Source organism: Virgibacillus salexigens (assembly GCF_014905415.1).
Classification (GTDB): Bacteria; Bacillota; Bacilli; order Bacillales; family Amphibacillaceae; genus Virgibacillus; species Virgibacillus salexigens.
The window spans coordinates 1,036,808-1,062,147 of the sequence record NZ_BNEO01000001.1 but is presented as its reverse complement, the minus strand read 5'-3'; the positions used below and the strand labels follow the sequence as shown (position 1 = coordinate 1,062,147).

25 protein-coding genes are annotated in these 25,340 nt (G+C 37.9%); all 25 read left to right on the top strand.

Annotation, left to right across the window (positions count from 1 at the left end; all coding sequences use genetic code 11):
* Positions 1–119: 119 nt before the first annotated feature.
* The 25 genes from JKP73_RS04755 (at position 120) to JKP73_RS04635 (ending at position 24,988) form a co-directional block, all read left to right on the top strand.
* A complete protein-coding gene (locus tag JKP73_RS04755) occupies positions 120–2,300 on the top strand; it encodes a S8 family serine peptidase (RefSeq protein WP_200410954.1) in 2,181 nt (726 codons plus the stop codon).
* Positions 2,301–2,760: 460 nt separating this feature from the next.
* Positions 2,761–3,144, top strand: a complete 384-nt coding sequence (locus tag JKP73_RS04750; RefSeq protein ID WP_160806823.1) for an ATP synthase subunit I — start codon at positions 2,761–2,763, stop codon at positions 3,142–3,144.
* Between the two features lie 5 nt (positions 3,145–3,149).
* On the top strand, positions 3,150–3,872 hold the full coding sequence (gene atpB, locus JKP73_RS04745; protein ID WP_021289825.1) for a F0F1 ATP synthase subunit A: 723 nt from the start codon (positions 3,150–3,152) through the stop codon (positions 3,870–3,872).
* A gap of 88 nt (positions 3,873–3,960) precedes the next feature.
* Positions 3,961–4,167, top strand: coding sequence for a F0F1 ATP synthase subunit C (gene atpE, locus JKP73_RS04740; protein ID WP_021289824.1), 207 nt, complete (start codon positions 3,961–3,963; stop codon positions 4,165–4,167).
* A 130-nt stretch (positions 4,168–4,297) separates the two neighbouring features.
* Positions 4,298–4,825 carry a F0F1 ATP synthase subunit B gene (gene atpF, locus JKP73_RS04735; protein WP_021289823.1) on the top strand — a complete coding sequence of 176 codons (528 nt, stop codon included), beginning with the start codon at positions 4,298–4,300 and terminating at the stop codon, positions 4,823–4,825.
* Complete coding sequence (locus tag JKP73_RS04730; protein ID WP_021289822.1) at positions 4,822–5,367, top strand: F0F1 ATP synthase subunit delta; 546 nt, start codon at positions 4,822–4,824, stop codon at positions 5,365–5,367. The genes atpF and JKP73_RS04730 overlap by 4 nt, the downstream gene beginning before the upstream one ends.
* A gap of 18 nt (positions 5,368–5,385) precedes the next feature.
* Positions 5,386–6,897: a F0F1 ATP synthase subunit alpha gene (gene atpA / locus JKP73_RS04725; RefSeq protein WP_021289821.1), complete on the top strand. Its 1,512-nt coding sequence runs from the start codon at positions 5,386–5,388 to the stop codon at positions 6,895–6,897.
* 51 nt (positions 6,898–6,948) lie between these two features.
* On the top strand, positions 6,949–7,809 hold the full coding sequence (gene atpG / locus JKP73_RS04720; protein ID WP_021289820.1) for an ATP synthase F1 subunit gamma: 861 nt from the start codon (positions 6,949–6,951) through the stop codon (positions 7,807–7,809).
* A 42-nt stretch (positions 7,810–7,851) separates the two neighbouring features.
* A complete protein-coding gene (gene atpD, locus JKP73_RS04715; RefSeq protein ID WP_021289819.1) occupies positions 7,852–9,261 on the top strand; it encodes a F0F1 ATP synthase subunit beta in 1,410 nt (469 codons plus the stop codon).
* 94 nt (positions 9,262–9,355) lie between these two features.
* On the top strand, positions 9,356–9,751 hold the full coding sequence (locus tag JKP73_RS04710; protein ID WP_038242198.1) for a F0F1 ATP synthase subunit epsilon: 396 nt from the start codon (positions 9,356–9,358) through the stop codon (positions 9,749–9,751).
* Between the two features lie 171 nt (positions 9,752–9,922).
* Positions 9,923–10,153, top strand: coding sequence for a DUF1146 family protein (locus JKP73_RS04705; protein ID WP_021289817.1), 231 nt, complete (start codon positions 9,923–9,925; stop codon positions 10,151–10,153).
* 98 nt (positions 10,154–10,251) lie between these two features.
* Positions 10,252–10,971, top strand: coding sequence for a YwmB family TATA-box binding protein (locus JKP73_RS04700; protein WP_021289816.1), 720 nt, complete (start codon positions 10,252–10,254; stop codon positions 10,969–10,971).
* A gap of 34 nt (positions 10,972–11,005) precedes the next feature.
* Positions 11,006–12,337, top strand: coding sequence for a UDP-N-acetylglucosamine 1-carboxyvinyltransferase (murA, locus tag JKP73_RS04695; RefSeq protein ID WP_021289815.1), 1,332 nt, complete (start codon positions 11,006–11,008; stop codon positions 12,335–12,337).
* Between the two features lie 266 nt (positions 12,338–12,603).
* Entirely contained in the window at positions 12,604–13,428 is an 825-nt protein-coding gene (gene dppA, locus JKP73_RS04690; RefSeq protein WP_021289814.1) for a D-aminopeptidase DppA, read from the top strand.
* 19 nt (positions 13,429–13,447) lie between these two features.
* Positions 13,448–14,380 (top strand): ABC transporter permease, encoded by a 933-nt coding sequence (locus JKP73_RS04685; RefSeq protein ID WP_021289813.1) that lies wholly within the window; start codon positions 13,448–13,450, stop codon positions 14,378–14,380.
* A 1-nt stretch (position 14,381) separates the two neighbouring features.
* The gene (locus tag JKP73_RS04680; protein ID WP_021289812.1) at positions 14,382–15,341 is read left to right on the top strand and encodes an ABC transporter permease; all 960 of its coding nucleotides are present in this window, start codon (positions 14,382–14,384) and stop codon (positions 15,339–15,341) included.
* 8 nt (positions 15,342–15,349) lie between these two features.
* Positions 15,350–16,357, top strand: coding sequence for an ABC transporter ATP-binding protein (locus JKP73_RS04675; RefSeq protein WP_021289811.1), 1,008 nt, complete (start codon positions 15,350–15,352; stop codon positions 16,355–16,357).
* 22 nt (positions 16,358–16,379) lie between these two features.
* Positions 16,380–18,026 carry a peptide ABC transporter substrate-binding protein gene (locus JKP73_RS04670; RefSeq protein WP_038242202.1) on the top strand — a complete coding sequence of 549 codons (1,647 nt, stop codon included), beginning with the start codon at positions 16,380–16,382 and terminating at the stop codon, positions 18,024–18,026.
* Positions 18,027–18,116: 90 nt separating this feature from the next.
* Positions 18,117–19,034: a S66 peptidase family protein gene (locus tag JKP73_RS04665; protein WP_038242205.1), complete on the top strand. Its 918-nt coding sequence runs from the start codon at positions 18,117–18,119 to the stop codon at positions 19,032–19,034.
* 114 nt (positions 19,035–19,148) lie between these two features.
* A complete protein-coding gene (locus JKP73_RS04660) occupies positions 19,149–20,135 on the top strand; it encodes a C40 family peptidase (RefSeq protein ID WP_160806820.1) in 987 nt (328 codons plus the stop codon).
* Positions 20,101–21,111 carry an ABC transporter ATP-binding protein gene (locus JKP73_RS04655; protein ID WP_021289807.1) on the top strand — a complete coding sequence of 337 codons (1,011 nt, stop codon included), beginning with the start codon at positions 20,101–20,103 and terminating at the stop codon, positions 21,109–21,111. The genes JKP73_RS04660 and JKP73_RS04655 overlap by 35 nt, the downstream gene beginning before the upstream one ends.
* 129 nt (positions 21,112–21,240) lie before the next feature.
* Positions 21,241–22,455 (top strand): stage II sporulation protein D, encoded by a 1,215-nt coding sequence (gene spoIID / locus JKP73_RS04650; RefSeq protein WP_021289806.1) that lies wholly within the window; start codon positions 21,241–21,243, stop codon positions 22,453–22,455.
* A 149-nt stretch (positions 22,456–22,604) separates the two neighbouring features.
* Positions 22,605–23,519 carry a stage II sporulation protein SpoIIQ gene (gene spoIIQ, locus JKP73_RS04645; RefSeq protein WP_021289805.1) on the top strand — a complete coding sequence of 305 codons (915 nt, stop codon included), beginning with the start codon at positions 22,605–22,607 and terminating at the stop codon, positions 23,517–23,519.
* A 192-nt stretch (positions 23,520–23,711) separates the two neighbouring features.
* Positions 23,712–24,737, top strand: a complete 1,026-nt coding sequence (locus tag JKP73_RS04640) for an AimR family lysis-lysogeny pheromone receptor (protein ID WP_021289804.1) — start codon at positions 23,712–23,714, stop codon at positions 24,735–24,737.
* A gap of 98 nt (positions 24,738–24,835) precedes the next feature.
* Positions 24,836–24,988, top strand: coding sequence for a hypothetical protein (locus JKP73_RS04635; protein ID WP_021289803.1), 153 nt, complete (start codon positions 24,836–24,838; stop codon positions 24,986–24,988).
* The last annotated feature ends 352 nt before the right edge of the window (positions 24,989–25,340 follow it).

Genomic DNA, 25,340 nt, shown 5'->3' with positions numbered 1-25,340 from the left:
TTCTTAGTAACTTAAAATCACAATCACTGGTTTGTACTGCACGTTAAATATTTGGAGGGCTTAATATATGTATATTTTTCCCTTTGCTTCAAAAGCTAAGGAGAAAAGGAGTGCAGACCATGGGGCGAATTCTTGTTTTGATGTGCTTATTATCAATTATACCGATAACCTCTTCCTTCGCAGCGGAACCGGAGGATCATATACAATCGATCATTATTGAGGTGGAAGGTGATCCAAATGAACATAAGGAATATGTACAAACACACTACCCATCCGTAGAAGTAGTAGCTGTGTATACAAAGTTATTTAATGGGATAGCACTTCAAGGGGAAGATCAAGCATTAGACCGAATGCAATCACTTGATTTTGTTAAGAACATACATACTGTGCAAACATATGAAGCAACAGAGCAAACAACAACTCTAGAGGCAGCAGCTGATCCAAATGCAGTTTTTCCTGCTGAACTTAATACAACAGGTTATACAGGAGAAGGGGTGAAAGTGGGAGTTATTGATACAGGCATAGATTATGAGCATCCAGATTTACAAAAAAATTATCAAAAAGGATATGATCTTGTGGATTTAGATGATGATCCAATGGAGACAACATCACAGCAGGGGATTCCTACCCTACATGGTTCTCATGTTGCTGGTATTATTGCAGCCGATGGTGACATGAAGGGAGTGGCACCGGATGCTGATATCTACGCTTATCGTGCCCTTGGTCCAGGTGGACAAGGAACATCCATTCAAGTCATTGCAGCAATGGAACAAGCAGTAGAAGATGGTGTAGACGTGATGAATCTTTCGCTTGGTAATAATGTAAATGGACCTGATTACCCAACAAGTGTTGCGGTTAATAAGGCAGCTCAGTTAGGAGTAGCGGTTGTCATTGCAAATGGAAATAATGGCCCTGGTGATTGGACAGTAGGGTCTCCAGCAACTGCAAATAAAGCAATGTCTGTTGGTGCATCTAGTCCGAAGCAAGAGATTCCCTTTCTATATGAAAGATGGGAGGATAAAAAGATTGAAATTACACCAATGGCTGGTTCTATTCCCTGGGATTTAAATACGTTTTATGATCTTGTTGATGCAGAAACAACCAAAGATTTGGATGGGAAAATTGCCTTATTCCAAAGAGGGAGTATCCCTTTTACGGAGAAAGCAAGGCTAGCGCAGGAAAAAGGTGCTAGGGCGGTTGTGATATATAATAAAGATGAGGGCGCATTTCAAGGAATGATTGACAATAAGCAACAACATATTAAAATCCCGGTTGTATCCATATCTAAAGTAGATGGAGAATGGTTGGTAGATAAACTTAAAGATAAACAAAAAGTTTCCCTAGAAACACATTACCAAACCAAACAGCAATCGATAGCTGAATTTAGTTCGAGGGGACCAGTTACCGTGAATTGGAATATTAAGCCTGATATATTAGCTCCAGGTACTTCGATTTTAAGTACTGTGCCTGGAGGTTATCAAGTACTACAAGGAACTAGTATGGCAGCACCACATGTAGCTGGAGCAATTGCTCTATTAAAAGAAGCAAAGCCTGATTGGACGAATCAACAAATATATGGTGCATTAAAGACAACAGCAGTACAAATGAAAGATGGGAATAAACAACTAGTTCAACCTATTATACAAGGTATGGGGTTGATAAAACCACAGGAAGCAATGGAAACAGAAACGATTTTATACGATCCACAATTGGCATTTGGGCAGATTACCGATTACAGTCAATCAAAAAGAGAGAACATAGTGATTGAAAATACAACCAATGAAACGCAAACCTATCGTTTTAATGTTCCGTATAAACAGGCTGGTTATAGTTGGAAATTGCCAACTTCATTTACGTTAGAACCAAAGGAAAAAAAGAAAGTTCCTATTGAATTAAAGGTAACCTCTCCTCAATTAAAAACCGGTGTTCACCAAGGGTGGATTACACTTGAGAGGAAAGGAAAAACATATCGGCTACCTTATTTGTTTGTTAATCAATCTGCAGATAACCCAAAAGCAATGGGGTTTGAATTTACATTAAAACCATTTTCTAAAGAGGAATTTACTTACCGCTTGTATTTAACGGAACCGACCAAACGGGTAGAAGTTGATTTGTATAATCCGGATACCCTTATGTTTGAGCGAAATTTGATGACCAAGGAAGCGTTAGATACAGGAGTGAACGAGGGGCAAATAGATAAGAAGAAAGTAGGAAAATCCGGTCATTATTTGGCGATTATAACCATACAATTAGCCAATGGAAAATATGAAAGTTACGAGACAATGATTGCCATACCATAAGTAATCGAATCACTGCATCAAGCACCCCTTTTAGTTCACAAAAATGTCATGAATGGAGGTAAGGGAATCCACTATAATAGTAGTAGGAATTCCCTTTATTTCCGTTGAATTTAAGTGCTTATGGGAACATTTTAAAAAGATGTCGAAAAATGAAGATGTATCTCTACAAATTGGCTCTATAATTTCGCGTAAAATATGGCCGAAACCAATTGACATTAAGGGGTAGCTCATGTAAACTTGCTTAGTGTGGAATGGTAGGGGTTTCACAGCGTTAACGTATATTTCTTCATTAAACAGCCGTTACATAAAAAAGTTGTAACCCAGCTGTAAACATAGGATTTTCTACATCTTAACTTCGAATGACAAGCAGTAAGGATTACACAATAGGGTTATAGCTTCCTAAGTACTATAATACGAACAAGCTTTACAACATTGCAAAGAACATGAGGAAGAGTGAATTATGTCGGAATATAAAAAAATGATCGAACGACAACGAAAATGGATGTTCTATCTTCTTGCAATTCTAGTATTAGGAGCTGGATTCACACCTTATCCACGTATTTTCCTCGGGCTGCTGTTAGGGAGTGTAGTAAGTTTTTATAACTTATACTTACTCCAAAAAAAGATTGATGATTTTGCAGAATCTGCAGTAAAGCAACAACGTGCAAAAGGGCTTGGGACAGTATCACGATTCGCAGCCGCAGCTTTAGCAGTCATCATCGCACTTCGATTCGAAGCATATTTTCACATAATCGCAGTTATTTTGGGATTAATGACATCTTATTTCGTCATTATGATAGATTTTGCTCTTAATATTAAACATTCGGGCAAGAAAGAGGGGTGAATTACATGGATCATACTGCACCAATAGTACATGATGTATTTGGTATTTCATGGCTTGATTTTAATTTGTCTAATGTATTAATGATGTTTATTACATCTTTAATTGTTTTCGTTCTATGTGTACTAGGTGCCAGAAAGCTACAAATGAAACCAAGAGGTGCACAAAATGTAATGGAATGGGTTCTCGACTTTGTCAAAGGTATTGTAAATGATGCCATGGATTGGAGAACAGGTAAGCTATTCCTTCCTCTAGCATTAACTTTATTCACTTATATTCTAGTAGGTAATATGTTAGGGGTTATTACAAATGGCGTTTATGGTCATGACCTTTGGTGGAAATCGCCAACGGCTGACCCAGGAATCACCTTAACTTTAGCAGCCATGGTCATTATATTATCACATTTCTATGGCATTAAACTACGTGGTGGAAAAGAATATGTAAAGGATTATTTTCGACCACTACCGTTTTTATTTCCAATAAAGGTTATTGAAGAGTTCTCTAATACTTTAACATTAGGCTTACGTCTATTTGGTAACCTATATGCTGGAGAAGTATTATTATCTCTATTAGTTGGCTTAACCACTTCGTCCGTAGTTGGATTCTTAGGTGGTGCTATACCATTCTTAGCATGGCAAGGGTTCAGCGTGTTTATTGGAGGAATCCAAGCCTTTATCTTCACAATGCTGTCAATGGTATATATTTCACACAAGGTAAGTGAAGAACATTAATATTGTTAATTAGCCTGTCACTATTAAAGTTTAATAGGATAGGAAATGATTAAAAACTTATAACACATTTTGAGGAGGATTTTATATTATGGGAGCTTTAGCAGCTGCAATCGCAGTAGGATTAGGTGCATTAGGTGCTGGTGTAGGTAACGGTTTAATCGTTAGTCGTACAGTTGAGGGGATTGCTCGTCAACCAGAATTAAGAGGTCAATTGCAAACTACTATGTTTATTGGTGTAGGTTTGGTTGAGGCAATGCCGATCATCGCCGTAGTTATCGCATTAATGGTTATGTAGTAATAGATTTTATTATTGAAATGGCGAAGACCATCATTATATCGTGCTTCGCCGTTGTTTGTACTAGGATACTTTTTGGTGGTCTAAAGTTAGTATAGGTTCACGAATAGAAGTGAAAGGAGTGAATTCTGTGCAAGCATTCACGGATAATTCAATGATTTATGCGGCACTGGGAGGTTTCCATGTCGGCGATATGTTAATGCAATTGTTCTTCTTTATTGTATTGCTCCTTTTAGTTCGTAAATTTGCTTGGGGTCCTGTGATGAATATGATGCAGAAGCGTGAAGAATATGTTGCAGGCGAAATTGAAGCTGCAGAGAAAAGTCGCGCAGATGCAGAACAGGCTTCAAAAGAAGCAATGGAACAATTAAAGCAAACAAAACAAGAAGCACAATCGATGATAGAAGAAGCAAGAAATGCTGGAACTAGACAACAGGAAGAAATTATAGCAGCTGCAAAGGCAGAAGCTGATCGTATAAAAGAGGCAGCGCAAGCTGATATTCAAAATGAAAAAGAAAAAGCGCTGCAAGCATTACAAGATAAAGTGGCGTCCTTATCTGTTCTTATTGCAAGTAAGGTAATCGAAAAAGAAATAAGCACACAAGATCAGGAGAAACTGATCAATGACTACATCAAAGAGGTAGGAGAAGATCTATGAGTGATGCAGTAGTTGCAAAACGATATGCAGAAGCTCTTTTTCAACTAGGTAAAGAAAAAGCTACATTAGATAAGCTATTAGATGAGCTTCGTGTGGTCAAAAAAGTAGTGGAACACAATCAAGATCTTTATCGATTCCTTATGCATCCACGGATTACGAATGATAAGAAGAAACAATTTATTGACGAAGTGTTTCAAGGGTTACAAGCAAATGTCATTCATACGTTGAAATTACTCGTTGAAAGGCATCGTATTGAAATGACATCTTCGATTATTGATCATTTTATCCAATTAGTAAATGATGCTAATGGAATTGCAGAAGCAACCGTTTATTCCGTTCGAGAGCTAACAGACGAGGAACATAAAGAACTAGAAAATCGCTTTGCAGCACGTTTTAATAAAAAACAAATTCAACTTACAAATATGGTCGATTCCTCATTGATTGGCGGACTAAAGATTCGTATAGGAAATACCATTTACGATGGTACAGTCAGTGGTAAATTAAAACGAATTGAACGAGATATTGTAACTGCAAACAAATGAAGATAGGGGTGAAATGGTATGAGCATCAAAGCAGAAGAAATCAGTAATCTGATCAAACAGCAAATCGAAACATTTGATTCGGATATTGAAGTAAGTGATGTCGGCACAGTTATTGAAATTGGTGACGGTATCGCACGTGCTCACGGCCTAGATAATGCAATGGCTGGAGAGCTTTTAGAATTCTCAAATGGTGTCATGGGCTTGGCACAAAACCTTGAGGAAAGCAATGTTGGGATAGTAATTCTTGGCCCGTACACAGGCATTAAAGAAGGAGACGAAGTACGCCGCACCGGACGAATTATGCAAGTACCTGTAGGAGAGGAATTAATTGGGCGAGTGGTTAACCCGCTTGGGCAGCCATTAGACGGAAAAGGTTCGATTGAAACAAGTAACACAAGACCAATTGAAGCTCCTGCACCAGGCGTAATGGACCGTAAATCGGTTGATGAACCATTACAAACTGGGATAAAGGCAATTGATGCCCTCGTACCAATTGGTCGAGGCCAACGTGAATTAATAATTGGAGACCGTCAAACAGGAAAAACAACAGTTGCTGTTGATACCATCCTTAATCAGTCCGATCAAGATATGATTTGTATTTATGTTGCTATCGGACAAAAAGAATCAACAGTGAGAAGTACCGTTGAAACTTTCCGTCGTCACGGTGCTCTAGACTATACAATTGTTGTTTCCGCAGGTGCATCTGATCCTGCTCCATTACTATACTTAGCTCCTTATGCGGGTGTAGCAATGGGTGAAGAATTCATGTATAACGGCAAGCATGTTCTGGTAGTATATGATGATCTATCGAAACAAGCTGTAGCTTACCGTGAGCTTTCGTTATTATTACGTCGTCCACCGGGTCGTGAAGCTTTCCCTGGTGATGTTTTCTATATTCACTCACGTTTACTTGAGCGAGCAGCTAAATTAAGCGATGCAAAAGGCGGTGGATCATTAACCGCGCTTCCATTTGTTGAAACACAAGCTGGAGACATCGCTGCTTATATTCCAACAAACGTTATTTCTATTACAGATGGTCAGATCTTCTTGCAATCGGATTTATTCTTCTCAGGAGTACGTCCAGCGATTAATGCAGGTCTTTCTGTGTCACGTGTTGGAGGATCTGCTCAAATTAAAGCAATGAAAAAAGTTGCGGGTACGTTACGACTGGATTTAGCTTCTTTCCGCGAACTAGAAGCATTTTCGCAATTTGGGTCTGATCTGGATAAGTCGACACAGGCGAAGTTGAACAGAGGTCAACGTACAGTGGAAATCTTGAAGCAAGGACTTCACAAACCTATGGTTGTCGAAAAGCAGGTCATGAGTCTCTACGCACTAACTAGAGGATTCCTTGACGATATCGCAATTGACGACATCTTACGCTTTGAAGAAGAAATGAACCTATGGATGGACACAAACCGCAAAGAACTGCTCAACTCCATTCGTGAAACTGGTAAATTGCCAGAAGAAGCGGACATGAAAGATGCAATCGAAACATTTAAGAAAACATTCTTGCCATCTGAAGGTTAAGTATCATGATAAGTATACGCGTAACCTTTTATGAAAGGGCGGTGAAATAGCTTGGCATCACTAAGAGATATCCAAGGTAGGATTAATTCTACAAAAAAGACAAGAAAAATTACATCTGCAATGCAAATGGTATCTGCTTCAAAAATGTCGAAAGCAGAGCAAAACACTAAAGCATTTGAACCATATAGCAAAAAGATTCAAGAAGTTATGGCGAACATTGCTAATTCCACTTCAGATGCTTCACATCCGATGCTTGAGAATAGAGAAATTAAAAAGAGTGGATATTTGGTTATTACAGCTGATAAGGGATTAGTTGGTGCTTATAACAGTAATGTACTAAAGGCACTTTATAGAACCATTCAAGAGCGTCATCAATCAAAGGATGAGTATACAATTATTGCCATTGGACGTATGGGGTATGAATTTTGTAAAAAAATGGAACTTCCCATTGCGAAAAGTGTTGTAGGCATAGCTGACCAACCTGACTTTGCGGATATAAAGGCGCTTGCATCAGAAACAGTACAATTGTATACGGATGAAGAAATAGATGAATTACACATGTTCTATAATCACTATGTAAGTGCGATATCTCAACAGGTTACAAGTGCGCAGCTATTGCCAATTACTAATTTACAAGAGTCTGGTGGTTCGAACAGTGATTATGAATACGAACCAAATGAGCAGCAAATTCTTGATGTACTTTTACCACAATACGCGGAAAGTTTAATATATGGTGCATTATTAGATAGTAAAGCTAGTGAACACGCGGCAAGTATGACAGCAATGAAGAGTGCAACCGATAATGCTGGTGAACTAATTGATGATCTAACACTAACCTATAACCGCGTACGTCAGGCTGCAATAACGCAAGAGATTACGGAAATCAGCGGAGGAGTAGCTGCACTCGAGTAGCTGTTCCCCCATTTCCTGGAAAGTAAGTTAGGAGGGAAATCGATGAGCAAAGGATTTGTAACACAAGTTATGGGACCTGTTGTTGACGTGAAATTCGAAGACGGACAGCTTCCAGATATCTACAACGCTTTGACTGTGCAAATAATCAATGAAGATGCAGGCACAACTACTGATCTTGCTTTAGAAGTAGCACTTCATTTAGGCGATAATAGTGTTCGTACGATTGCCATGTCGTCTACAGATGGATTAAAACGTGGCATAGAAGTTGAAAATAAGGGTAATCCAATTTCTGTACCAGTTGGCGATGTAACATTAGGCAGAGTTTTTAATGTATTAGGTGAAAACATTGACTTAGATGAACCATTGGCTAAAGATGTACGCCGTGACCCGATACACAGACAAGCTCCTGAGTTTGAAGACTTAACTACCGAAACAGAAATTTTAGAAACCGGCATAAAAGTTGTTGATTTATTAGCACCATATGTAAAAGGTGGTAAGATCGGTTTATTTGGTGGTGCCGGTGTTGGGAAGACGGTACTTATCCAAGAATTAATTAATAATATTGCTCAAGAACACGGCGGTATTTCCGTGTTTGCTGGTGTTGGTGAGCGTACCCGTGAAGGTAATGACCTTTATTTTGAAATGAAAGATTCTGGCGTAATTGCCAAGACAGCCATGGTTTTTGGTCAAATGAATGAACCACCTGGTGCGCGTATGCGTGTCGCCCTTACCGGTTTAACGATGGCTGAATACTTCCGTGATGAGCAAGGGCAAGACGTGCTATTATTTATTGATAATATTTTCCGTTTTACCCAGGCAGGTTCAGAGGTTTCTGCACTTCTAGGTCGTATGCCATCTGCTGTTGGTTACCAGCCAACATTAGCTACAGAGATGGGTCAATTACAGGAACGTATTACATCAACAAACAAAGGTTCCGTAACATCAATTCAGGCTATCTATGTACCTGCCGATGACTATACGGATCCCGCACCAGCAACAACCTTTGCTCACTTAGATGCAACGACAAACTTGGATCGTGGTTTATCAGAGCAAGGTATTTATCCAGCGGTTGATCCACTAGCATCAACTTCTCGTGCATTAGACCCGGAAGTTGTGGGGAATGATCATTACCAGGTGGCAGCTGAAGTTCAACAGACGTTACAACGTTACCGTGAGCTGCAAGATATTATCGCTATCCTTGGTATGGATGAATTAAGCGATGAGGATAAATTAGTAGTTGCTCGTGCACGCCGAATTCAATTCTTCTTATCACAAAACTTCCACGTAGCTGAACAGTTTACAGGTCAAAAAGGTTCTTATGTGCCTGTATCTGAAACAGTAAAAGGATTTAGAGAAATTTTAGATGGTAAATATGATGACTTACCAGAAGATGCTTTCCGTCTTGTTGGTCGTATTGAAGAAGTAGTTGAAAAAGCTAAAGGAATGGAATAATAGATATTGGCAGGAGATTGGTTTTGATTTAGGTCTACTCTTATTTTAATATAAGTAGATAAACCGACTCCGTGTCAATAAAGGAGGGGTTACATTGAAAACACTAACGGTGAGTGTTGTTACTCCTGATGGCCCAATATTGGAAGACAGTTTCCAAATGGTTAGCTGTAAAGCTGAAAGTGGAGAACTTGGTATTCTACCCGGACATATTCCACTAGTGGCACCTTTGTCCATTAGTGCTGTTCGTCTTAAAGGTGAAAACGACACCGAACGCTTAGCGGTAAATGGTGGTTTCATGGAGGTTAGACCAGATAAGGTAACTATTCTAGCTCAATCTGCTGAAACACCTTCGGACATTGATGTGAAACGAGCCGAAGCAGCAAAGACTCGTGCAGAGCAACGTCTGCAGTCAAAACAAGACAATATTGACTACCAGAGGGCAGAATTAGCACTCCAAAGGGCAATAAATCGACTTCATGTCGCAAAATAATAAAAAAATCTCTTGTAACAGCTGTTATGAGAGATTTTTTTATGGGATATATAGCAGGAGCTTGTCGATATTTCCCGGGAAATGGTTCGTAGCTTATCATGTCTTATTTTAATTGACTTTTTAATTGTTCCATGGCAAAGTTACTATTAGTAATATATAAAGGTGGTTCTTATGTTTTCAATTGGACAACAGGCAATGATTAGTATTATTTCACATATTTTATTTATTTATCTTACTTGGCGTTTAATGATGGCGATTAATTTTGAACCTATGATAAAAAAAGGAAGAGCAAAAGAAGCGCAGATATTCATCCTATTTTTAACAATTGTCATTGGTGCAGGTGTTAGTCGTTTCTTTTTGGAAATCCTTCAATGGTCACGGGATTTAAATCATTTATTTTAGGTATTGCGTTCCATTCCATGTCGTAATTTGTATTGTATGTCTATAAACCTCCTGGTTCATACTGTAGATAGCTATCGTATGAATTGGGAGGTTTTTTTATGAAGAAATCTATTATTCTATGTATTTTATTAATGTTTCTGGCTAATAATGTAATGGCTAAAGATGTAGAGTTCAAGCAGGATCAATTAACTGATATAGCCAACTTTATAACAACACAACAATTAGAGGTTCAACAGTGGCAGACTACGATGAAAGAAAGTATCTCAAGAAAGCGTAGTGAGCAATTAGTTGACGATCTAGAGGGACATTTCAACAAATTGGTGACCGAGGATGAAAAAAAGTTAAAATATTCCTTTCAGGACACTCGCTTTTCAGATCAATTTAACGTATTATATAATGTGATTGTTCCAAAACAAAAACAGTACGAGCCAGAAATTGTAGTTGTGATTAAAGGAAGTATTTGGAGTCAGGAAATTGAAGAATTCTATAAGAATACAGTGACTACAATAGAGAATTTATATTTCTCGGATTCCATGAAAAAATTTGCTTGTCTGACAACTGCGGGAAATGATATAATTAGTGGTGATTATTTTTTAAGTACGTTGACAGAACATTTTAAAGTACAACAAACAAAGACACAATTCGATACAGTAAAAAAATCTACGCATAAAAAAATAATTTATGGGTATACACCACTATGGGCTCATAAAATTTCTGTAAATAATTTTCCAATGAACTTACAAGTAGCAGTAACAGATAATGGATCGGACTATCCTACATACACGATAGGAACACCTATCCTAATAAATGAATATTAATATTATGAAATTGGATCTGAAGGAGATTTGAAATATGGAAAAAATCATCGTAAGAGGCGGACACCAATTGAACGGCACTGTGAAAGTTGAAGGTGCTAAGAATGCTGTGCTTCCTGTCATTGCAGCAAGTCTTATCGCAAGTGAAGGAAAAAGTGTTATTACAGATGTCCCAGAATTAGCAGATGTATATACAATTAATCAAGTGCTAAGCAATATGAATGCAAATGTAAAATTTAAAGATAATACAGTTACCGTTGATGCATCAAATAAATTAACAACTGAAGCTCCATTTGAATATGTTCGTAAAATGCGTGCCTCTGTCCTTGTTATCGGACCGTTATTGGCGCGCTATGGTCATGCAAAAGTAGCAATGCCGGGTGGATGTGCCATTGGATCACGTCCAATTGACTTACACTTAAAAGGATTTGAAGCCATGGGAGCAGAAACCCATGTAGGTAATGGTTTTGTTGAACTAAAAGTTAATGGACGCCTTAAGGGTGCCAAAATTTATTTAGATATGCCAAGTGTTGGTGCTACTGAAAATATCATGATGGCTGCAGCACTCGCAGATGGAAGAACCATTATTGAAAATTGTGCGAAAGAACCGGAGATTGTTGACTTAGCTAATTATCTAAATAAGATGGGAGCTAAAGTTGTAGGAGCAGGTACGGAAACAATTCGCATTGATGGGGTAGAAACATTAAAAGGTACAGAGCATACGATCATTCCTGATCGTGTAGAAGCTGGCACATTCATGGTTGCAGCAGCTATCACACAAGGTAATGTATTAATAGAGAATGCTGAGCCTGAGCATCTTCGTTCGGTTATTTCTAAACTTGAGGAAATGGGAGTACGTGTTACAGAAGAACCAACTGGCTTGCGTGTTGTTGGGCCGAAACAATTAAAAGCGACAGATATTAAAACCTTGCCTCACCCTGGTTTTCCTACAGATATGCAGTCGCAAATGATGTCTCTTATGCTTGCTGCGCAAGGTACAAGTGTAATTACAGAAACGGTGTTTGAGAATCGGTTCATGCATGTAGAAGAATTCCGTAGAATGAATGCAAAGATGAAAATTGAGGGTCATAGCGTAATAATTGAAGGACCAAGTGATCTTCAAGGCGCAGAAGTTGCAGCTACTGATTTACGTGCTGCAGCAGCTTTAATATTAGCTGGTTTGTGTGCTGAAGGGGTAACTAGGGTAACAGAGTTAAAACATTTAGATCGAGGGTATGTTGATTTTGCAGGGAAACTTGCAGCTTTAGGTGCCGATGTAGAACGTGTGGACGGAAACGGTAATACAGTAGTACCGTTTGTACAAGTAGATTCTGCTACGAAAGATCAAATAGCAGCTGAGTTATCCTAGTAATAGAAAATGAAATAATAGTATAATTTGATAAAAACAGATGCTGGTAACCGAGCATCTGTTTTTTGTGGTTGAAGCAAGTTTGTTGGAATGGACTTGAATAAATTGGAACTACAGATTCTAAGGTTATGGTAAGTTGAAATTTTGATTATACATGACAGATATACGATAGTATACTTTATTTTCCGACTTTTCTTTTGATTATGTGTATGTTAAAATTTAAGAAAATTAGTAAAAATGAAAAGTATACAAAAGGAGTTCTCATCATGAAATTATATGTCTCTGTAGATATGGAAGGAATCACAGGACTACCAGATCATACCTTTGTAGATGCTAGGAAACATAATTATGATCGTGCGAGAAAAGTCATGACAGAAGAAACAAACTACGTTATTAGAGCAGCTTTTCAAAATGGCTGTAAGGATATTGTAATTAATGATAGTCATTCGAAAATGAATAATATACTTATTGATCAGCTCGAATCAGAAGCTAAGTTAATTACCGGAGACGTCAAACCATTTTCGATGATGCAAGGCTTGGATGATACATATAATGGTGCCATGTTCATTGGATACCATGCAAGGGCAGGGCAGTTTGGTGTTATGTCACATGCGATGATTCATGCTGTACGCAATTTTTATATAAACGACCATCAAATAGGTGAAATGGGACTTAATGCATATCTTGCTGGTTATTATGAGGTTCCAATTATTTTTGTTGCAGGAGATGATCAAGCAGTAAAGGAAGCAAAAGAGCTCATTCCTCACGTTACGGTAGCAGCTGTGAAAGAAACAATATCTAGGTCTGCAGTTAAAAGTTTAACTCCAAAAAAAGCAGGAGAACTTTTAACAAACAAAGTAGAACGGGCAATTCATAATCGTCACCAGGTAAAGCCGTTAACACCTCCTTCGCATCCAGTTCTTAGAATAGAATTCAATAATTTTGGTCAAGCCGAGTGGGCAAATTTAATGCCAGGAACGGAGATAGAACCAGGTACAACAACCGTTGTTTTTCAGGCAAAGGATATAAGAGAAGCGTATCAAGCGATGCTGGTAATGACAGAGCTCGCTATGAATACAACATTTTCATAGGGGGATAGGGGGAATAAGCATGCTGCGATACATATTAAAACGGCTAATGATTATGTTAGTTACGTTATGGATTATTGTCACACTTACTTTTATATTAATGGTTTCGATTCCGGGTTCGCCCTTTAATAGTGAACGTGGAACGAATGAAGCTGTACAGGCTAATCTAGAAGCGCATTATAATTTAGATGAACCATATATTATACAGTACCTTCTTTATTTAAAGTCCATTGTTACTTTTGATTTTGGCCCATCTATTAAACAGCCATCACAAACAGTAAATGATATGCTGGGTCGGGGATTTCCCATTTCATTTGAGTTAGGAATAATGACGATTATTGTTGCTGTTATATCTGGAGTAACACTAGGCGTTTTTGCAGCGCTTAAGCATAATAATGTAATTGACTACTTGGCAATGGGATTTGCAGTGTTAGGAATCTCTATTCCAAACTTTGTATTGGCGACATTACTTATTCAGCAGTTAGCTGTTAATCTTGAGATTTTCCCTGTTGCAAGGTGGCTAAGCCCAGCGCATATGATTTTACCAATAACAGCTTTAGCGACAGGACCTATGGCAATCATTGCTAGATTAACAAGATCAACGATGTTAGAAGTTTTAACACAAGATTATATAAAAATGGCACGAGCGAAGGGGCTCTCTCCATGGAAAATCATTATCAAACATGCGTTAAAAAATGCGTTACTTCCAGTTGTAACCATTATGGGAACATTACTGGCAAGTATTTTGACTGGAACATTTGTTATTGAAAAGATTTTTGCGGTTCCAGGTATGGGCAAATATTTTGTCGAAAGCATTAATCAACGGGATTATCCAGTTATTATGGGAACTACGGTCTTTTACAGTTCGTTCTTAATCATTATGTTATTCCTTGTGGATATTGCCTACGGTATTCTTGATCCACGTATAAAAATCCACAAAAAGGGAGGGGAATAATATGAAGCTAGCGAATAAGACTCCCAATTCATCTCTTCCCCCTAGTGAAGTTCCTGATGAATGGTTTACATGGAAGGAGCAAGATAGGACTGCATCGGAAGCAGTATCAAGGCCGTCTTTGTCCTATTGGAAAGATGCATGGAGAAGATTAGTAAAAAACAAACTTGCAATGGCGGGGCTGGTCTTTCTAATATTACTTGTAATTTTTGCTGTCTTTGGACCAATTTTTTCACCGTATGATGTAAATAGACAAGACTTACCAAACCAATACCAACCTCCATCAGCAGACCATTGGTTTGGAACGGATAGTGCTGGTCGCGATGTATTTACAAGAACGTGGTATGGTGCCCGTATTTCGCTATTTGTTGGCCTGATGGCCGCGTTAATAGATTTTACTATTGGTATTATATATGGTGGAATCTCTGGTTATAAAGGTGGACGCACCGATAATATGATGATGCGGATCATTGAAATACTTTATGGTCTTCCCTACTTACTAGTAGTTATCTTATTATTAGTTGTGCTAGGCCCCAGTTTAAGTACGATTGTTATTGCATTGACTGTTACGGGATGGGTTGGAATGGCTCGCATTGTTCGAGGCCAAGTATTACAAATTAAAAACTTCGAGTTTATTCTGGCTTCAAAGTCATTTGGCACGACTACATCACGTATTATCCGTAAGAATTTATTGCCGAATACAATGGGTCCAATCATTGTCCAAATGACTTTAACAGTACCTAGTGCGATTTTTGCGGAAGCATTTCTAAGCTTTCTTGGTTTAGGTATACAAGCGCCTTTTGCAAGTTGGGGTGTAATGGCAAATGATGCATTAGGTGCTATTTTATCCGGCAATTGGTGGACCTTATTTTTCCCGGCGTTTTTTATCTCGTTCACGATGTTTGCTTTTAATGTCTTAGGTGATGGGCTTCAGGATGCACTTGATCCGAAGCTTAGAAAGTAGGTGTATACATGGATACAATACTAGAAGTTAAGAACCTGCATGTTACCTTTTCTACTTATGGGGGTACGATTAAAGCTGTACGTGGCGTGGATTTTCATTTAAATAAAGGAGAGACGTTGGCTATTGTTGGTGAATCCGGATGCGGAAAAAGTGTAACATCGAATGCGATTATGCGCTTGATTCCTGATCCTCCAGGAAAAATTACAAACGGTACCATTGTATTTAAGGATAAAGATCTTACAGCATTACCGGAGAAAACAATGCGATCCATTCGAGGCGTTGACATTTCAATGATATTCCAAGATCCTATGACGGCACTTAATCCAACATTGACCATCGGTACGCAGCTTATGGAAGGTGTACGTCAACATCATCGTATTACCAGCGATCAAGCAAAGTCAAAGGCGTTAGAAATGATGCATTTAGTTGGTATTCCAAATCCTACGGAGAGACTGAAACAATATCCTCATCAATTCAGTGGAGGAATGCGGCAGCGCATTGTCATTGCAATGGCTTTAATCTGTGAACCGGAATTACTTATTGCGGATGAACCAACCACCGCTTTAGATGTGACGATACAGGCACAGATCCTTGAGTTATTTGATGAAATACAAGAAGCAACAGGAGTATCCATTATACTTATTACCCATGATCTAGGTGTAGTGGCTAAGATAGCAGATCGAATTGCGGTAATGTATGCAGGAAAGATTATTGAAGTTGGAACGAAACGTGAGATTTTTTATGATCCACAGCATCCCTATACGAAGGGATTATTAAAATCTGTTCCACGATTAGATGTAACAGGAGAAAAGTTAGTACCTATTGATGGAACACCACCTGATTTATTCTCACCTCCAAAGGGTTGTCCATTTACTGCACGATGTCCATTCGCGATGGAGGTGTGTGATAAAGTTTATCCCGTTACTACTGAACAAAGCGATACCCATAAGGTAGACTGCTGGTTACAGGATGAACGGGCGAAGCAGTTATTGGCTGCATCAGCCATAAAGCAATAACATAAAAGGGGGAGGAAAAGGTATGAAGAAAAAATGGCTTCTATTCATTGCGGTTAGCTTTATCATTTTCGTTTTGGCTGCTTGTACGGCCAATGAAAATGCTGGCGAAGAACAGCCCGAGAGTAATGCAGAAGGGGATACAACAGAGGAAGCTGGAGGAGAAGAGAAAATATTAAAATTGAATAATCAACAGGAACCAACTTCGTTTGATCCAGCAATTGGGTTTGATTCTGTATCTTGGAATCCATTGAATAATTTATTGGAAGGACTGACACGATTAGATAGCAGTCATCAACCACAGCCTGCGATGGCAGAAGAATGGGAGGTATCCGAAGATGGAAAAACCTATACTTTTCATTTAAGAGAGAATGCAAATTGGTCAAATGGAGATCCAGTTGTTGCAGAAGACTTTGTTTATGCGTGGAAAAGGTTGCTTGATCCAGAAACCGGCTCGTCGGCAGCGTTCTTAGGTTACTTTATTAAAGGTGGAGAAGCCTTTAATAATGGAGAAGGATCAGTAGAGGATTTGGGATTAACAGCAGTTGATGAGAAAACATTTAAGGTAGAATTAGAAAGTCCTACTGGGTATTTTTTACATGTTGTAACAAATCCAGCCTTCTTTCCAGTTAATCATAAAGTTGCCGAAGAAAATCCAGAATGGCATGCCGAAGCATCGTCATTTGTAGCCAATGGGCCATTCAAATTAGAGTCATGGGAACATGATAGTGAGATGGTATTTGCTAAAAATGAAGAATACTGGGATGCAGAAAATGTGCCATTAGATGGTGTAGAATGGGCAATGGTGAACGAAATTAACACAGAATATCAAATGTTTGAACGGGGAGATCTAGACGCTACTGAAATTCCAGCGGAGATGTCAGATCAACTCATTGATGGAGAGAATGTACAAATTGTTGATCAAGGCGGTTTAGACTTCTATCGGTTTAATGTAACAGAAGAGCCATTCCAAAATAAAAAAATCCGTCAAGCGTTTGCATTGGCAGTGAATCGTCAAAATATTGCTGAGTTTGTGGTTAAGAATAAAGTAGAACCTGCATATGGATTTGTATCACCAGGGTTTGAGAATCCATCTGGGGAGGATTTCCGTGATGTTAATGATGAATTAGTAGAATTCAATCCAGAGAAAGCGAAGCAATTATTAGAAGAAGGGATGAAAGAAGAGGGGTACGATGAGCTGCCAGCAATTACATTGTCATATAATACGGATGATGTAAATAAGGCAGTAGCCGAAGCTTTACAAGGCATGTTTAGTGAAAATCTTGGAGTAGAGGTTACGTTAGAAAACACAGAATGGAACGTCTTCCAAGAAGATCAAAAAGCATTGGAGCATCAGTTATCCCGTAGTTCATTCTTATATGATTACGCAGATCCTGTTAATTTTTTAGAAAGCTTTATTACAGGCTCCTATATGAACCGTACTGGTTGGTCTAATGAGTCATATGATGAATTAATTACCAAAATAAAAGCAGAAGCAGATGAAGAAAAGCGTTGGGAATACATGTATGAAGCCGAGAAGCTGTTAGCAGAAGAAATGCCAGCATTTCCGGTTCGCTATTACAATCAAGTTGAGATATTGCAAGAAGGTATTACCAACCTTGTGCGGCATCCGGTTGGTTACCTTGAGTTGAAACATACAGATAAACAGTAAATGGATAGGCAAAGAGAAGGCTCATCTACGTTTGTAAATGGGCCCTCCTTTTTTACACCATGCACACGTCTTGAAGGAGAGGAGAATAAGATGATTCATCCGCCAAGATTGCAAACAGGAGATAGAATTGGTGTGGTAGCACCTGCAGGACCACCAGATCAGGAATGTTTACATCAAGCTGTTTCTTTTTTTGAAAAAATGGGCTTAAATGTGCAGTTAGGGAAAAACATTGAAAAAGTAAATGGATATTTAGCCGGTACGGATAAGGAAAGGACCGAAGATTTACATCATATGATTATAAATCCAGAGATAAAAGCAATCATTTTCGCTAGGGGGGGGTATGGGACTGCACGAATAGCTTCATATCTAGACTATACATGTATAAAGCGTAATCCTAAGGTTTACTGGGGTTATAGTGACATTACGTATCTGCATACTGCTATTCGCCAACAGACAGGACTAATCACATTCCACGGTCCAATGCTGGCATCTGATATTGCGAAAGATAATTTTGATCATGTTTCTGCAAGCATGTTTGAACAGCTTTTTCGCCCAATTACTTATACATATTCAGAACAATTTGGCCCCTTACATGTATTCGCAGAAGGCGAGGCTACCGGGATGATCGTTGGGGGGAATTTATCGTTATTAGTAAGCTCGTTAGGAACACCTTTTGAAATTGATACAACGAATCGGTTAATTTTACTTGAAGATATAGGAGAAGAGCCATATAGGGTTGATAGTATGCTTAATCAATTAAAGCTGGCTGGGAAGTTGAGCAGTGCTGCTGGTTTTATGCTAGGAGACTTTGCTGATGCAAAAGCAAAGGTAACTCCCTCTCTATCTATGAATGCAGTATTTCAAAGCTATTTTTCTAATCTCAATAAACCGGTTATTGCGGGATTTAAAATGGGGCATTGCCTGCCTAATCTAGCAATACCATTAGGTGTAGAAGGTTATTTGTCAACAGGAAATAAAAAACTTATCGCTAAACCTGGTGTGCAATAGACTTGTAAAGATGCATATGGGAGCGGCTCCATCGAACGGAACAACGCTAAAGAATACGTTTCTTGTTCCTCCGTTTAGTTTGAACTAAAGTGAGCATAGCTAGGGGTGTATAACATGACGAAACAAATGTTTGATCAAAAAGTTACTAACTGGGTAACTGCTGTGCAGGTAGCAACAGTGTGGACAACACCAGATTCTGCTAGGAAGATAGATTCACCAGGGTTAACAGCCCCAACAGATATTGATCAGTGGGTAGAATTATTGGATTACCATTCAAAATTAGAATTATGTAATAAAAATCTGGTGCAAACGCAAGTTCTTTATGGTGAATCGGTCGAGCTTATTAACAAAGAAGGAGATTGGGCAAAGGTTATTATCCCTTCGCAGCCATCTTATAAAGATGAACGGGGATATCCAGGCTGGATTCCTATTTACCAATTGGCCGAAGTAGGTTATTCAACGAATAATTATCCTATCCAAGCAATGGTTATAAAGGATAAGGCATGGTTAAAAAACGAAAATGGAAAACCTACGATAAAGTTAAGTTATTTAAGCATTCTACCAGTTATTTCCATAATGGATAAACTTGTAAAGATTCAGACACCGCATGGTTTACAGTATATAGCGAGAGAAGATGTTGAGTTGAACAACATTTCAGAGGGATGTAAACAAGGTACTGGTAGATCAATTGTAAAAGCCGTAGAAGATTTTGTGGGTTTAGCTTATTTTTGGGGTGGAATGAGTTCTTTTGGTTATGATTGTTCAGGGCTGGCTTATGCTGCTCATAAAGCAAATGGTTATCAAATTGCACGGGATGCTGGCGATCAAGCTAAATCTGGAAAAGTGGTGGCTTATAACCATCTACAGCCAGGAGATTTGCTGTTCTTCGCCTATGAGGAAGGAAAGGGGAAGCTACATCATGTTGGCATTTATTATGGAGATGGTAAAATGATTCATTCCCCACAAACTGGAAAAGGGGTAGAAATAATTGAATTAAAGCATACCGTTTATGAGAAAGAGCTATGTGCTGCAAGACGCTACTGGCTAACAAATGAGGTGAATTCAGATGGGCGAAAAAATTTTGGAGGTCAACCAACTTAAGAAGTATTTTACTGTTGGAGGTGGCCAAGTACTTCTAGCTGTTAACGATGTTTCATTTAGTATTAATAAAGGAGAGACATTTGGCTTAGTTGGAGAGTCAGGCTGTGGAAAGTCTACAATCGGACGTACCATACTAGGATTATATGATAAAACAGATGGAGAGGTTTTGTACGACGGCAATAATATTCATTCATTAACGACAAAAGAAAAATTCCAAATGTATCGACGCATGCAAATGATTTTCCAAGACCCATATGCATCCTTAAATCCAAGGTCGACTATTAAAGAGGTCATTTCAGAACCCATGGAAGTACATGGGGTTTATAAAAATAAACAGGAGAAACTTGATCGGGTATATCAGTTATTAGAAGAAGTAGGCCTTAATCGAGATCATGCGAATCGTTACCCGCATGAATTTAGTGGCGGACAGCGTCAGCGTATAGGGATTGCCAGAGCACTAGCTTTGAATCCAGACTTTATTATTGCTGATGAGCCAATTTCAGCATTAGATGTATCCGTTCAAGCACAAGTGGTGAACTTATTAAAGGATTTGCAAATGGATAAAGGATTGACTTTTTTATTTATTGCTCATGATTTATCCATGGTTAAGCTAATTTCTGATCGTATAGGAGTTATGTATCTAGGGAATTTAGTCGAGCTCACTAATAGTGAAGAATTATATGATAATCCACTTCATCCTTATACAAAAGCTTTACTTTCGGCTATTCCGATTCCTGATCCGGATATCGAAGAAACAAGAGAACGAATTATCCTAAAAGGAGAATTACCGAGTCCAATTCATCCTCCAAGTGGTTGTGTTTTTCGTACTCGTTGCCCGATGGCAATGGAAGTCTGTGCATTAAAAAAACCGACCTGGCAAGAAATTGAACAAGATCATTATGTCGCTTGTCATTTATATGATGAGACAATAGTAAATACGGAACAAGCGAGGGGACTTGCAACAAAACTAAATTAATCTATTAACTAGTTATTATTGTAACTTGGGGTTTCCCAAGTTTTTTATTTTTCAGTTCTATTGTTTCCAGTTACTGTATAAATTTAATAGTAGGGAAGCTAGATTAAATGAAATGGAAGGGGGAAGGTAATGAAAAAAACGCAATTCCAGCAAAAACATGGAGCCAAAGCTTGGAAGAAACGCAATTCCAATCTAATGAAAAAAATTAAATCAAAGCAGCAGTCATCTCTTAAGAAACAGCATTCAACAGAGCGATTAACGCGAAATGATACGCTCGCCATTTTCAAGTCAAAAAAACCGTACTATTTAAATAAAAAGCCAAAGTCGCCTTCCAAATGGAGATTACCAACCGTCATATTGCTCTCAAGTCTGTTAACGATTATTCTTGTTATTCCGACGTTAATTGTTGTTCCCTTCGGCAAAGATAATCAAGAACAACAAAGTACGGGCGCCATAGAAAATGAAGAAGCAGCATCATCAGTTGAATTAGGGTCATCCCCATTTTCTGTCTCTGTTATGAGAACAGCGTCTGATGAAGTGGAGGGTATACCTTTAGAAGAATATGTTGTAGGAGTAGTAGCATCAGAAATGCCTGCTGATTTTGAAAAAGAAGCATTAAAAGCGCAATCACTTGCTGCTAGAACCTACATTGTTAATCATAAGCTGCACGGGGAATCAACGGAGAAGTCAGATGTAACAGATACGGTTCAACACCAAGTTTATAAAGACAATTATCAACTTAGAAAACAGTGGGGAAGCGACTATGATTGGAAAATCAATAAGATAAAAGAAGCAGTGGCAGAAACGGAAGGAGAAATATTAACGTATAAGGAATCCCCAATAACTCCCGCGTTTTTTTCAACAAGCAATGGATACACAGAAAATTCAGAGGATTATTGGGAAAATGAACTTCCTTATCTACGCAGTGTAGAAAGCCCGTGGGATGAAAACTCACCAAAATTTTTAGATCAGAAGACATTTACGTTTGGTCAATTGGAAGCAGCGCTGGAAATTGATTTACCTAATCAAACGCCGTTGCCCATTGAGCTAACAAGAACGGATAGTAAACGAGTTGGCAAATTGCAAATAGATGGAAAGACTTTCTCTGGAAGAGATGTTCGGGAAAAGCTAGAATTGCGGTCAAGTGACTTTACAATTGAACAAAAAAATGATCACTTTATTTTTACAACAAAGGGTTTTGGACACGGAATTGGAATGAGTCAATATGGTGCTAACGGCATGGCTAAGGAAGGGAAAAACTATAAAGATATCGTGAATTATTATTATAAAGATGTAAAAATAAGTACAGTGAATGAAACAGCTCCAACTCTCGTCTCCAAATAGGCGAGGGTCTTTCTTTGTCCATAAAAGATTGAAAAACCCTTTACTTTCCCCAACTTTTAAGAAAAAATGCATAAATTTACAAAATATTTTTTTAAAGATGTATATAAATCCCTTTTTCTGATCAGAATGGTTGTTGAGGTGATGATCTAATGAATGAGGAAAACAAAGGGGCTTCAAAAAATAAGTGGACCCGAATTTTTCGTAAGAAGTGGTTTTTTCCAGCTGTCTATCTAACAATCGCCGCTGTATTGTTATCTGTCGTCGTTTGGTATCAAAATATGGATAATCAAGTACCAGATGCACAGGATGAGGCAAATGAATATACTCCTGCACAACATGGTGAAGATGCTGAACCAGTATTAGACCAGCAAGAGATGATTCAAATGCCTGTAACAAACCAAGAAGAAGCAGAAATCGTAACTAAATTTTATGATTACAATGCAGAACAAGAAGATCAAGAACAAGCTTTAGTTCTCTACAACAACAAGTATTACCAAAGTACTGGGGTAGATATTGCTTCAGCAAATGACGAATCATTTGATGTTGTAGCAGCAATAAGTGGAACAATTAGTGAAGTTAAAGAAGATCCATTACTTGGTAACGTTGTTGTTCTAACACATGGTGATGATGTAAAGACATATTACGCCAGCCTTAATGATGTTAGTGTTAAGGCAGGAGCTGACGTTAAACAAGGAGATAAACTTGGTTCAGCTGGGAAAAATGTATTTGGAAAAGATAATGGAACTCACGTGCACTTCGAACTGCGTAAAGCTGGTAAAGAAGTAAATCCTGAAGAATACTTTAATCAGCCAGTTAGCAGCCTGAACAGTGTGACAGAAGAAGCTGCTGAGGAATCAGAAACGAGTGAAGAAGCGGAAGAGTCTTCAACAAATGAAGAAGATGCGAAGCAAGAAGATGAAGATAGCTCTGAAGAAAAACCAAAAGCAGATGAAGAAAACGGTGAGTCTGAATCGGATGATACTGATGACCAAACTGAAACAGAGAATCCAGATCAAAGTGAAACGGAATCAGGTGCATCAACAGAAACATCTAAAAGTGCATAATCTAAATATCATGCATGTCCCCTAACTTAGAGGTTAGGGGTTTTTTATGGTTTGCAGAATTTGTCGAACGATTCCCTCTTTTTATTTGTGGAAAATGTGTTAATATAAAGATAAATAAAATATTATGTTGAAGCTTGACGAAATAACTAATATTTTTTCCTTGGTTTTCTTGTTGGAAAGGAGTTTTGATTCATGTCCTTACCTACTACTTTTATAGCTGGTGAAGATGAATTGACTTTATCTTTGGAGCAGCTTAAAGAATTCTTGTCGCGTGACCATGATAACGAAACAGTTATGCAATTAATTAGGAAATATTGTTTACAATCCTCATCCAGAGATATTCAGAAAAAAGGCATGGAATTCTTATATATGAATGGCTTTTTTGAAGAACTGCAACAGTTGGTAGAGAAAAACAAGAAATCTACGTATACTTCAAACAGACAATGGGCCTCAATCTATCAAATAATGATTGATCGCAATACAACTCGATACTCTCCTCACGAATTACTGCAGAAAGTAAAGCGTATGACTGCAGATGACCCCGAAACAAAATGTTTAATAGAGTTTGTCAAAGTCACCTTATATTATGATTTACAACAATATGATAAAATCGGTAATTTTTTAGATATTCAACAAAGGCTCTTTGAACGAATTGATGATCGCTTTTTAATCGCCTTTTTTAATATCAGACTTAATCAGTTCTTGATGATTTATTATTTATTACGAAATGAGCTAATTATGGCAAGAAAGTGTGCTTACAGAGTCCTCAATTTATCACAAAATCCAAACACAAAAGCCGGTGTCCATATTAAATTGGGACTTAGTTATATATTTGATACGTATTTACAAGGAATGTATCACTTAAATGAAGCAATCTCTATTGCAGAATATCATGGCCTCCAAAATATAATTCACAGTGTTAATAATAATAATATACCTTTTCTAACTTCTCACTTTAGGAAACTTGATCAGTTTGAACACATAACAACAACGGATGCGAGTGAATTAGCTCATATGGAAATAGCTAAAGGCAATAATGCAAAGGCAATTTCTATATTAAGTAAAATAAAATTAGATAGCCCTTTTAAACTGTATTATATGGGGAAGGCAAAATATGACAAGCAAATATTGCTGCAGTCTTATAATGAATTTATTGAAAAGCGAAGTGATTTCTTCTTCAGTAGGTTACCACTTAGTGTATTAAAAACAATGAAATAAAAAGGAATAAGTAGGATTTAAGCATTGGTCTTTTACAATTAAATAGGGATTAACGATTCAACTTTTTCTTACCTTACCAATTATTAGGAGGTAATAAAATGAAAAAGTTAAAATCTTTACTTGGTGTGGTTACTTTAGTGATGGTGATTTCTTTTATTCCTGGTAATCTGACAGCTGATCCGGATTTAGGATGGATTGATGGTGGAGTTAGTATTCAATCTGCTGATCCTGATCTAGGATGGATCGATTAAGAGTCACGTTTGGTATACTAAATAAAAAATACCATACTATGAACAAGGTCAACGACTTACTAGTAGGAATTAGAAACAAGTAAAATGAATGCAAGAAGGAAAAGTTGAATCGTTTTTTATAAATTATAATGATTTCTTCGTTTTTTATTGCCACAAACCCTCCTATTTCATTTGAAACATCCACCTTTGTTTGTAAAATTAACCTGTCCTTCTTGATAAAGATGCTTTTTTAATCATAATCCCAAACGTTTGCTAATAAACTTATACAAACCAATTTAAACTGAAATGTCTGAGGTGAGAACTTGTGTAGCTTTAGACCTAATTACATCCCACTAATTTAATGGTATGAATA

Bases quoted from the DNA above. Each gene is read 5' to 3' on its own strand.
- atpB (WP_021289825.1), top strand. From the start codon at position 3,150: ATGGATCATACTGCACCAATAGTACATGATGTATTTGGTATTTCATGG.
- JKP73_RS04750 (WP_160806823.1), top strand. From the start codon at position 2,761: ATGTCGGAATATAAAAAAATGATCGAACGACAACGAAAATGGATGTTC.
- atpA (WP_021289821.1), top strand. From the start codon at position 5,386: ATGAGCATCAAAGCAGAAGAAATCAGTAATCTGATCAAACAGCAAATC.
- JKP73_RS04755 (WP_200410954.1), top strand. From the start codon at position 120: ATGGGGCGAATTCTTGTTTTGATGTGCTTATTATCAATTATACCGATA.
- atpE (WP_021289824.1), top strand. From the start codon at position 3,961: ATGGGAGCTTTAGCAGCTGCAATCGCAGTAGGATTAGGTGCATTAGGT.
- dppA (WP_021289814.1), top strand. From the start codon at position 12,604: ATGAAATTATATGTCTCTGTAGATATGGAAGGAATCACAGGACTACCA.
- JKP73_RS04640 (WP_021289804.1), top strand. From the start codon at position 23,712: ATGTCCTTACCTACTACTTTTATAGCTGGTGAAGATGAATTGACTTTA.
- JKP73_RS04660 (WP_160806820.1), top strand. From the start codon at position 19,149: ATGACGAAACAAATGTTTGATCAAAAAGTTACTAACTGGGTAACTGCT.
- JKP73_RS04685 (WP_021289813.1), top strand. From the start codon at position 13,448: ATGCTGCGATACATATTAAAACGGCTAATGATTATGTTAGTTACGTTA.
- JKP73_RS04730 (WP_021289822.1), top strand. From the start codon at position 4,822: ATGAGTGATGCAGTAGTTGCAAAACGATATGCAGAAGCTCTTTTTCAA.
- JKP73_RS04665 (WP_038242205.1), top strand. From the start codon at position 18,117: ATGATTCATCCGCCAAGATTGCAAACAGGAGATAGAATTGGTGTGGTA.
- spoIIQ (WP_021289805.1), top strand. From the start codon at position 22,605: ATGAATGAGGAAAACAAAGGGGCTTCAAAAAATAAGTGGACCCGAATT.
- atpD (WP_021289819.1), top strand. From the start codon at position 7,852: ATGAGCAAAGGATTTGTAACACAAGTTATGGGACCTGTTGTTGACGTG.
- JKP73_RS04670 (WP_038242202.1), top strand. From the start codon at position 16,380: ATGAAGAAAAAATGGCTTCTATTCATTGCGGTTAGCTTTATCATTTTC.
- JKP73_RS04655 (WP_021289807.1), top strand. From the start codon at position 20,101: ATGGGCGAAAAAATTTTGGAGGTCAACCAACTTAAGAAGTATTTTACT.
- JKP73_RS04635 (WP_021289803.1), top strand. From the start codon at position 24,836: ATGAAAAAGTTAAAATCTTTACTTGGTGTGGTTACTTTAGTGATGGTG.
- JKP73_RS04680 (WP_021289812.1), top strand. From the start codon at position 14,382: ATGAAGCTAGCGAATAAGACTCCCAATTCATCTCTTCCCCCTAGTGAA.
- JKP73_RS04700 (WP_021289816.1), top strand. From the start codon at position 10,252: ATGAAGAAATCTATTATTCTATGTATTTTATTAATGTTTCTGGCTAAT.
- spoIID (WP_021289806.1), top strand. From the start codon at position 21,241: ATGAAAAAAACGCAATTCCAGCAAAAACATGGAGCCAAAGCTTGGAAG.
- JKP73_RS04675 (WP_021289811.1), top strand. From the start codon at position 15,350: ATGGATACAATACTAGAAGTTAAGAACCTGCATGTTACCTTTTCTACT.
- JKP73_RS04705 (WP_021289817.1), top strand. From the start codon at position 9,923: ATGTTTTCAATTGGACAACAGGCAATGATTAGTATTATTTCACATATT.
- murA (WP_021289815.1), top strand. From the start codon at position 11,006: ATGGAAAAAATCATCGTAAGAGGCGGACACCAATTGAACGGCACTGTG.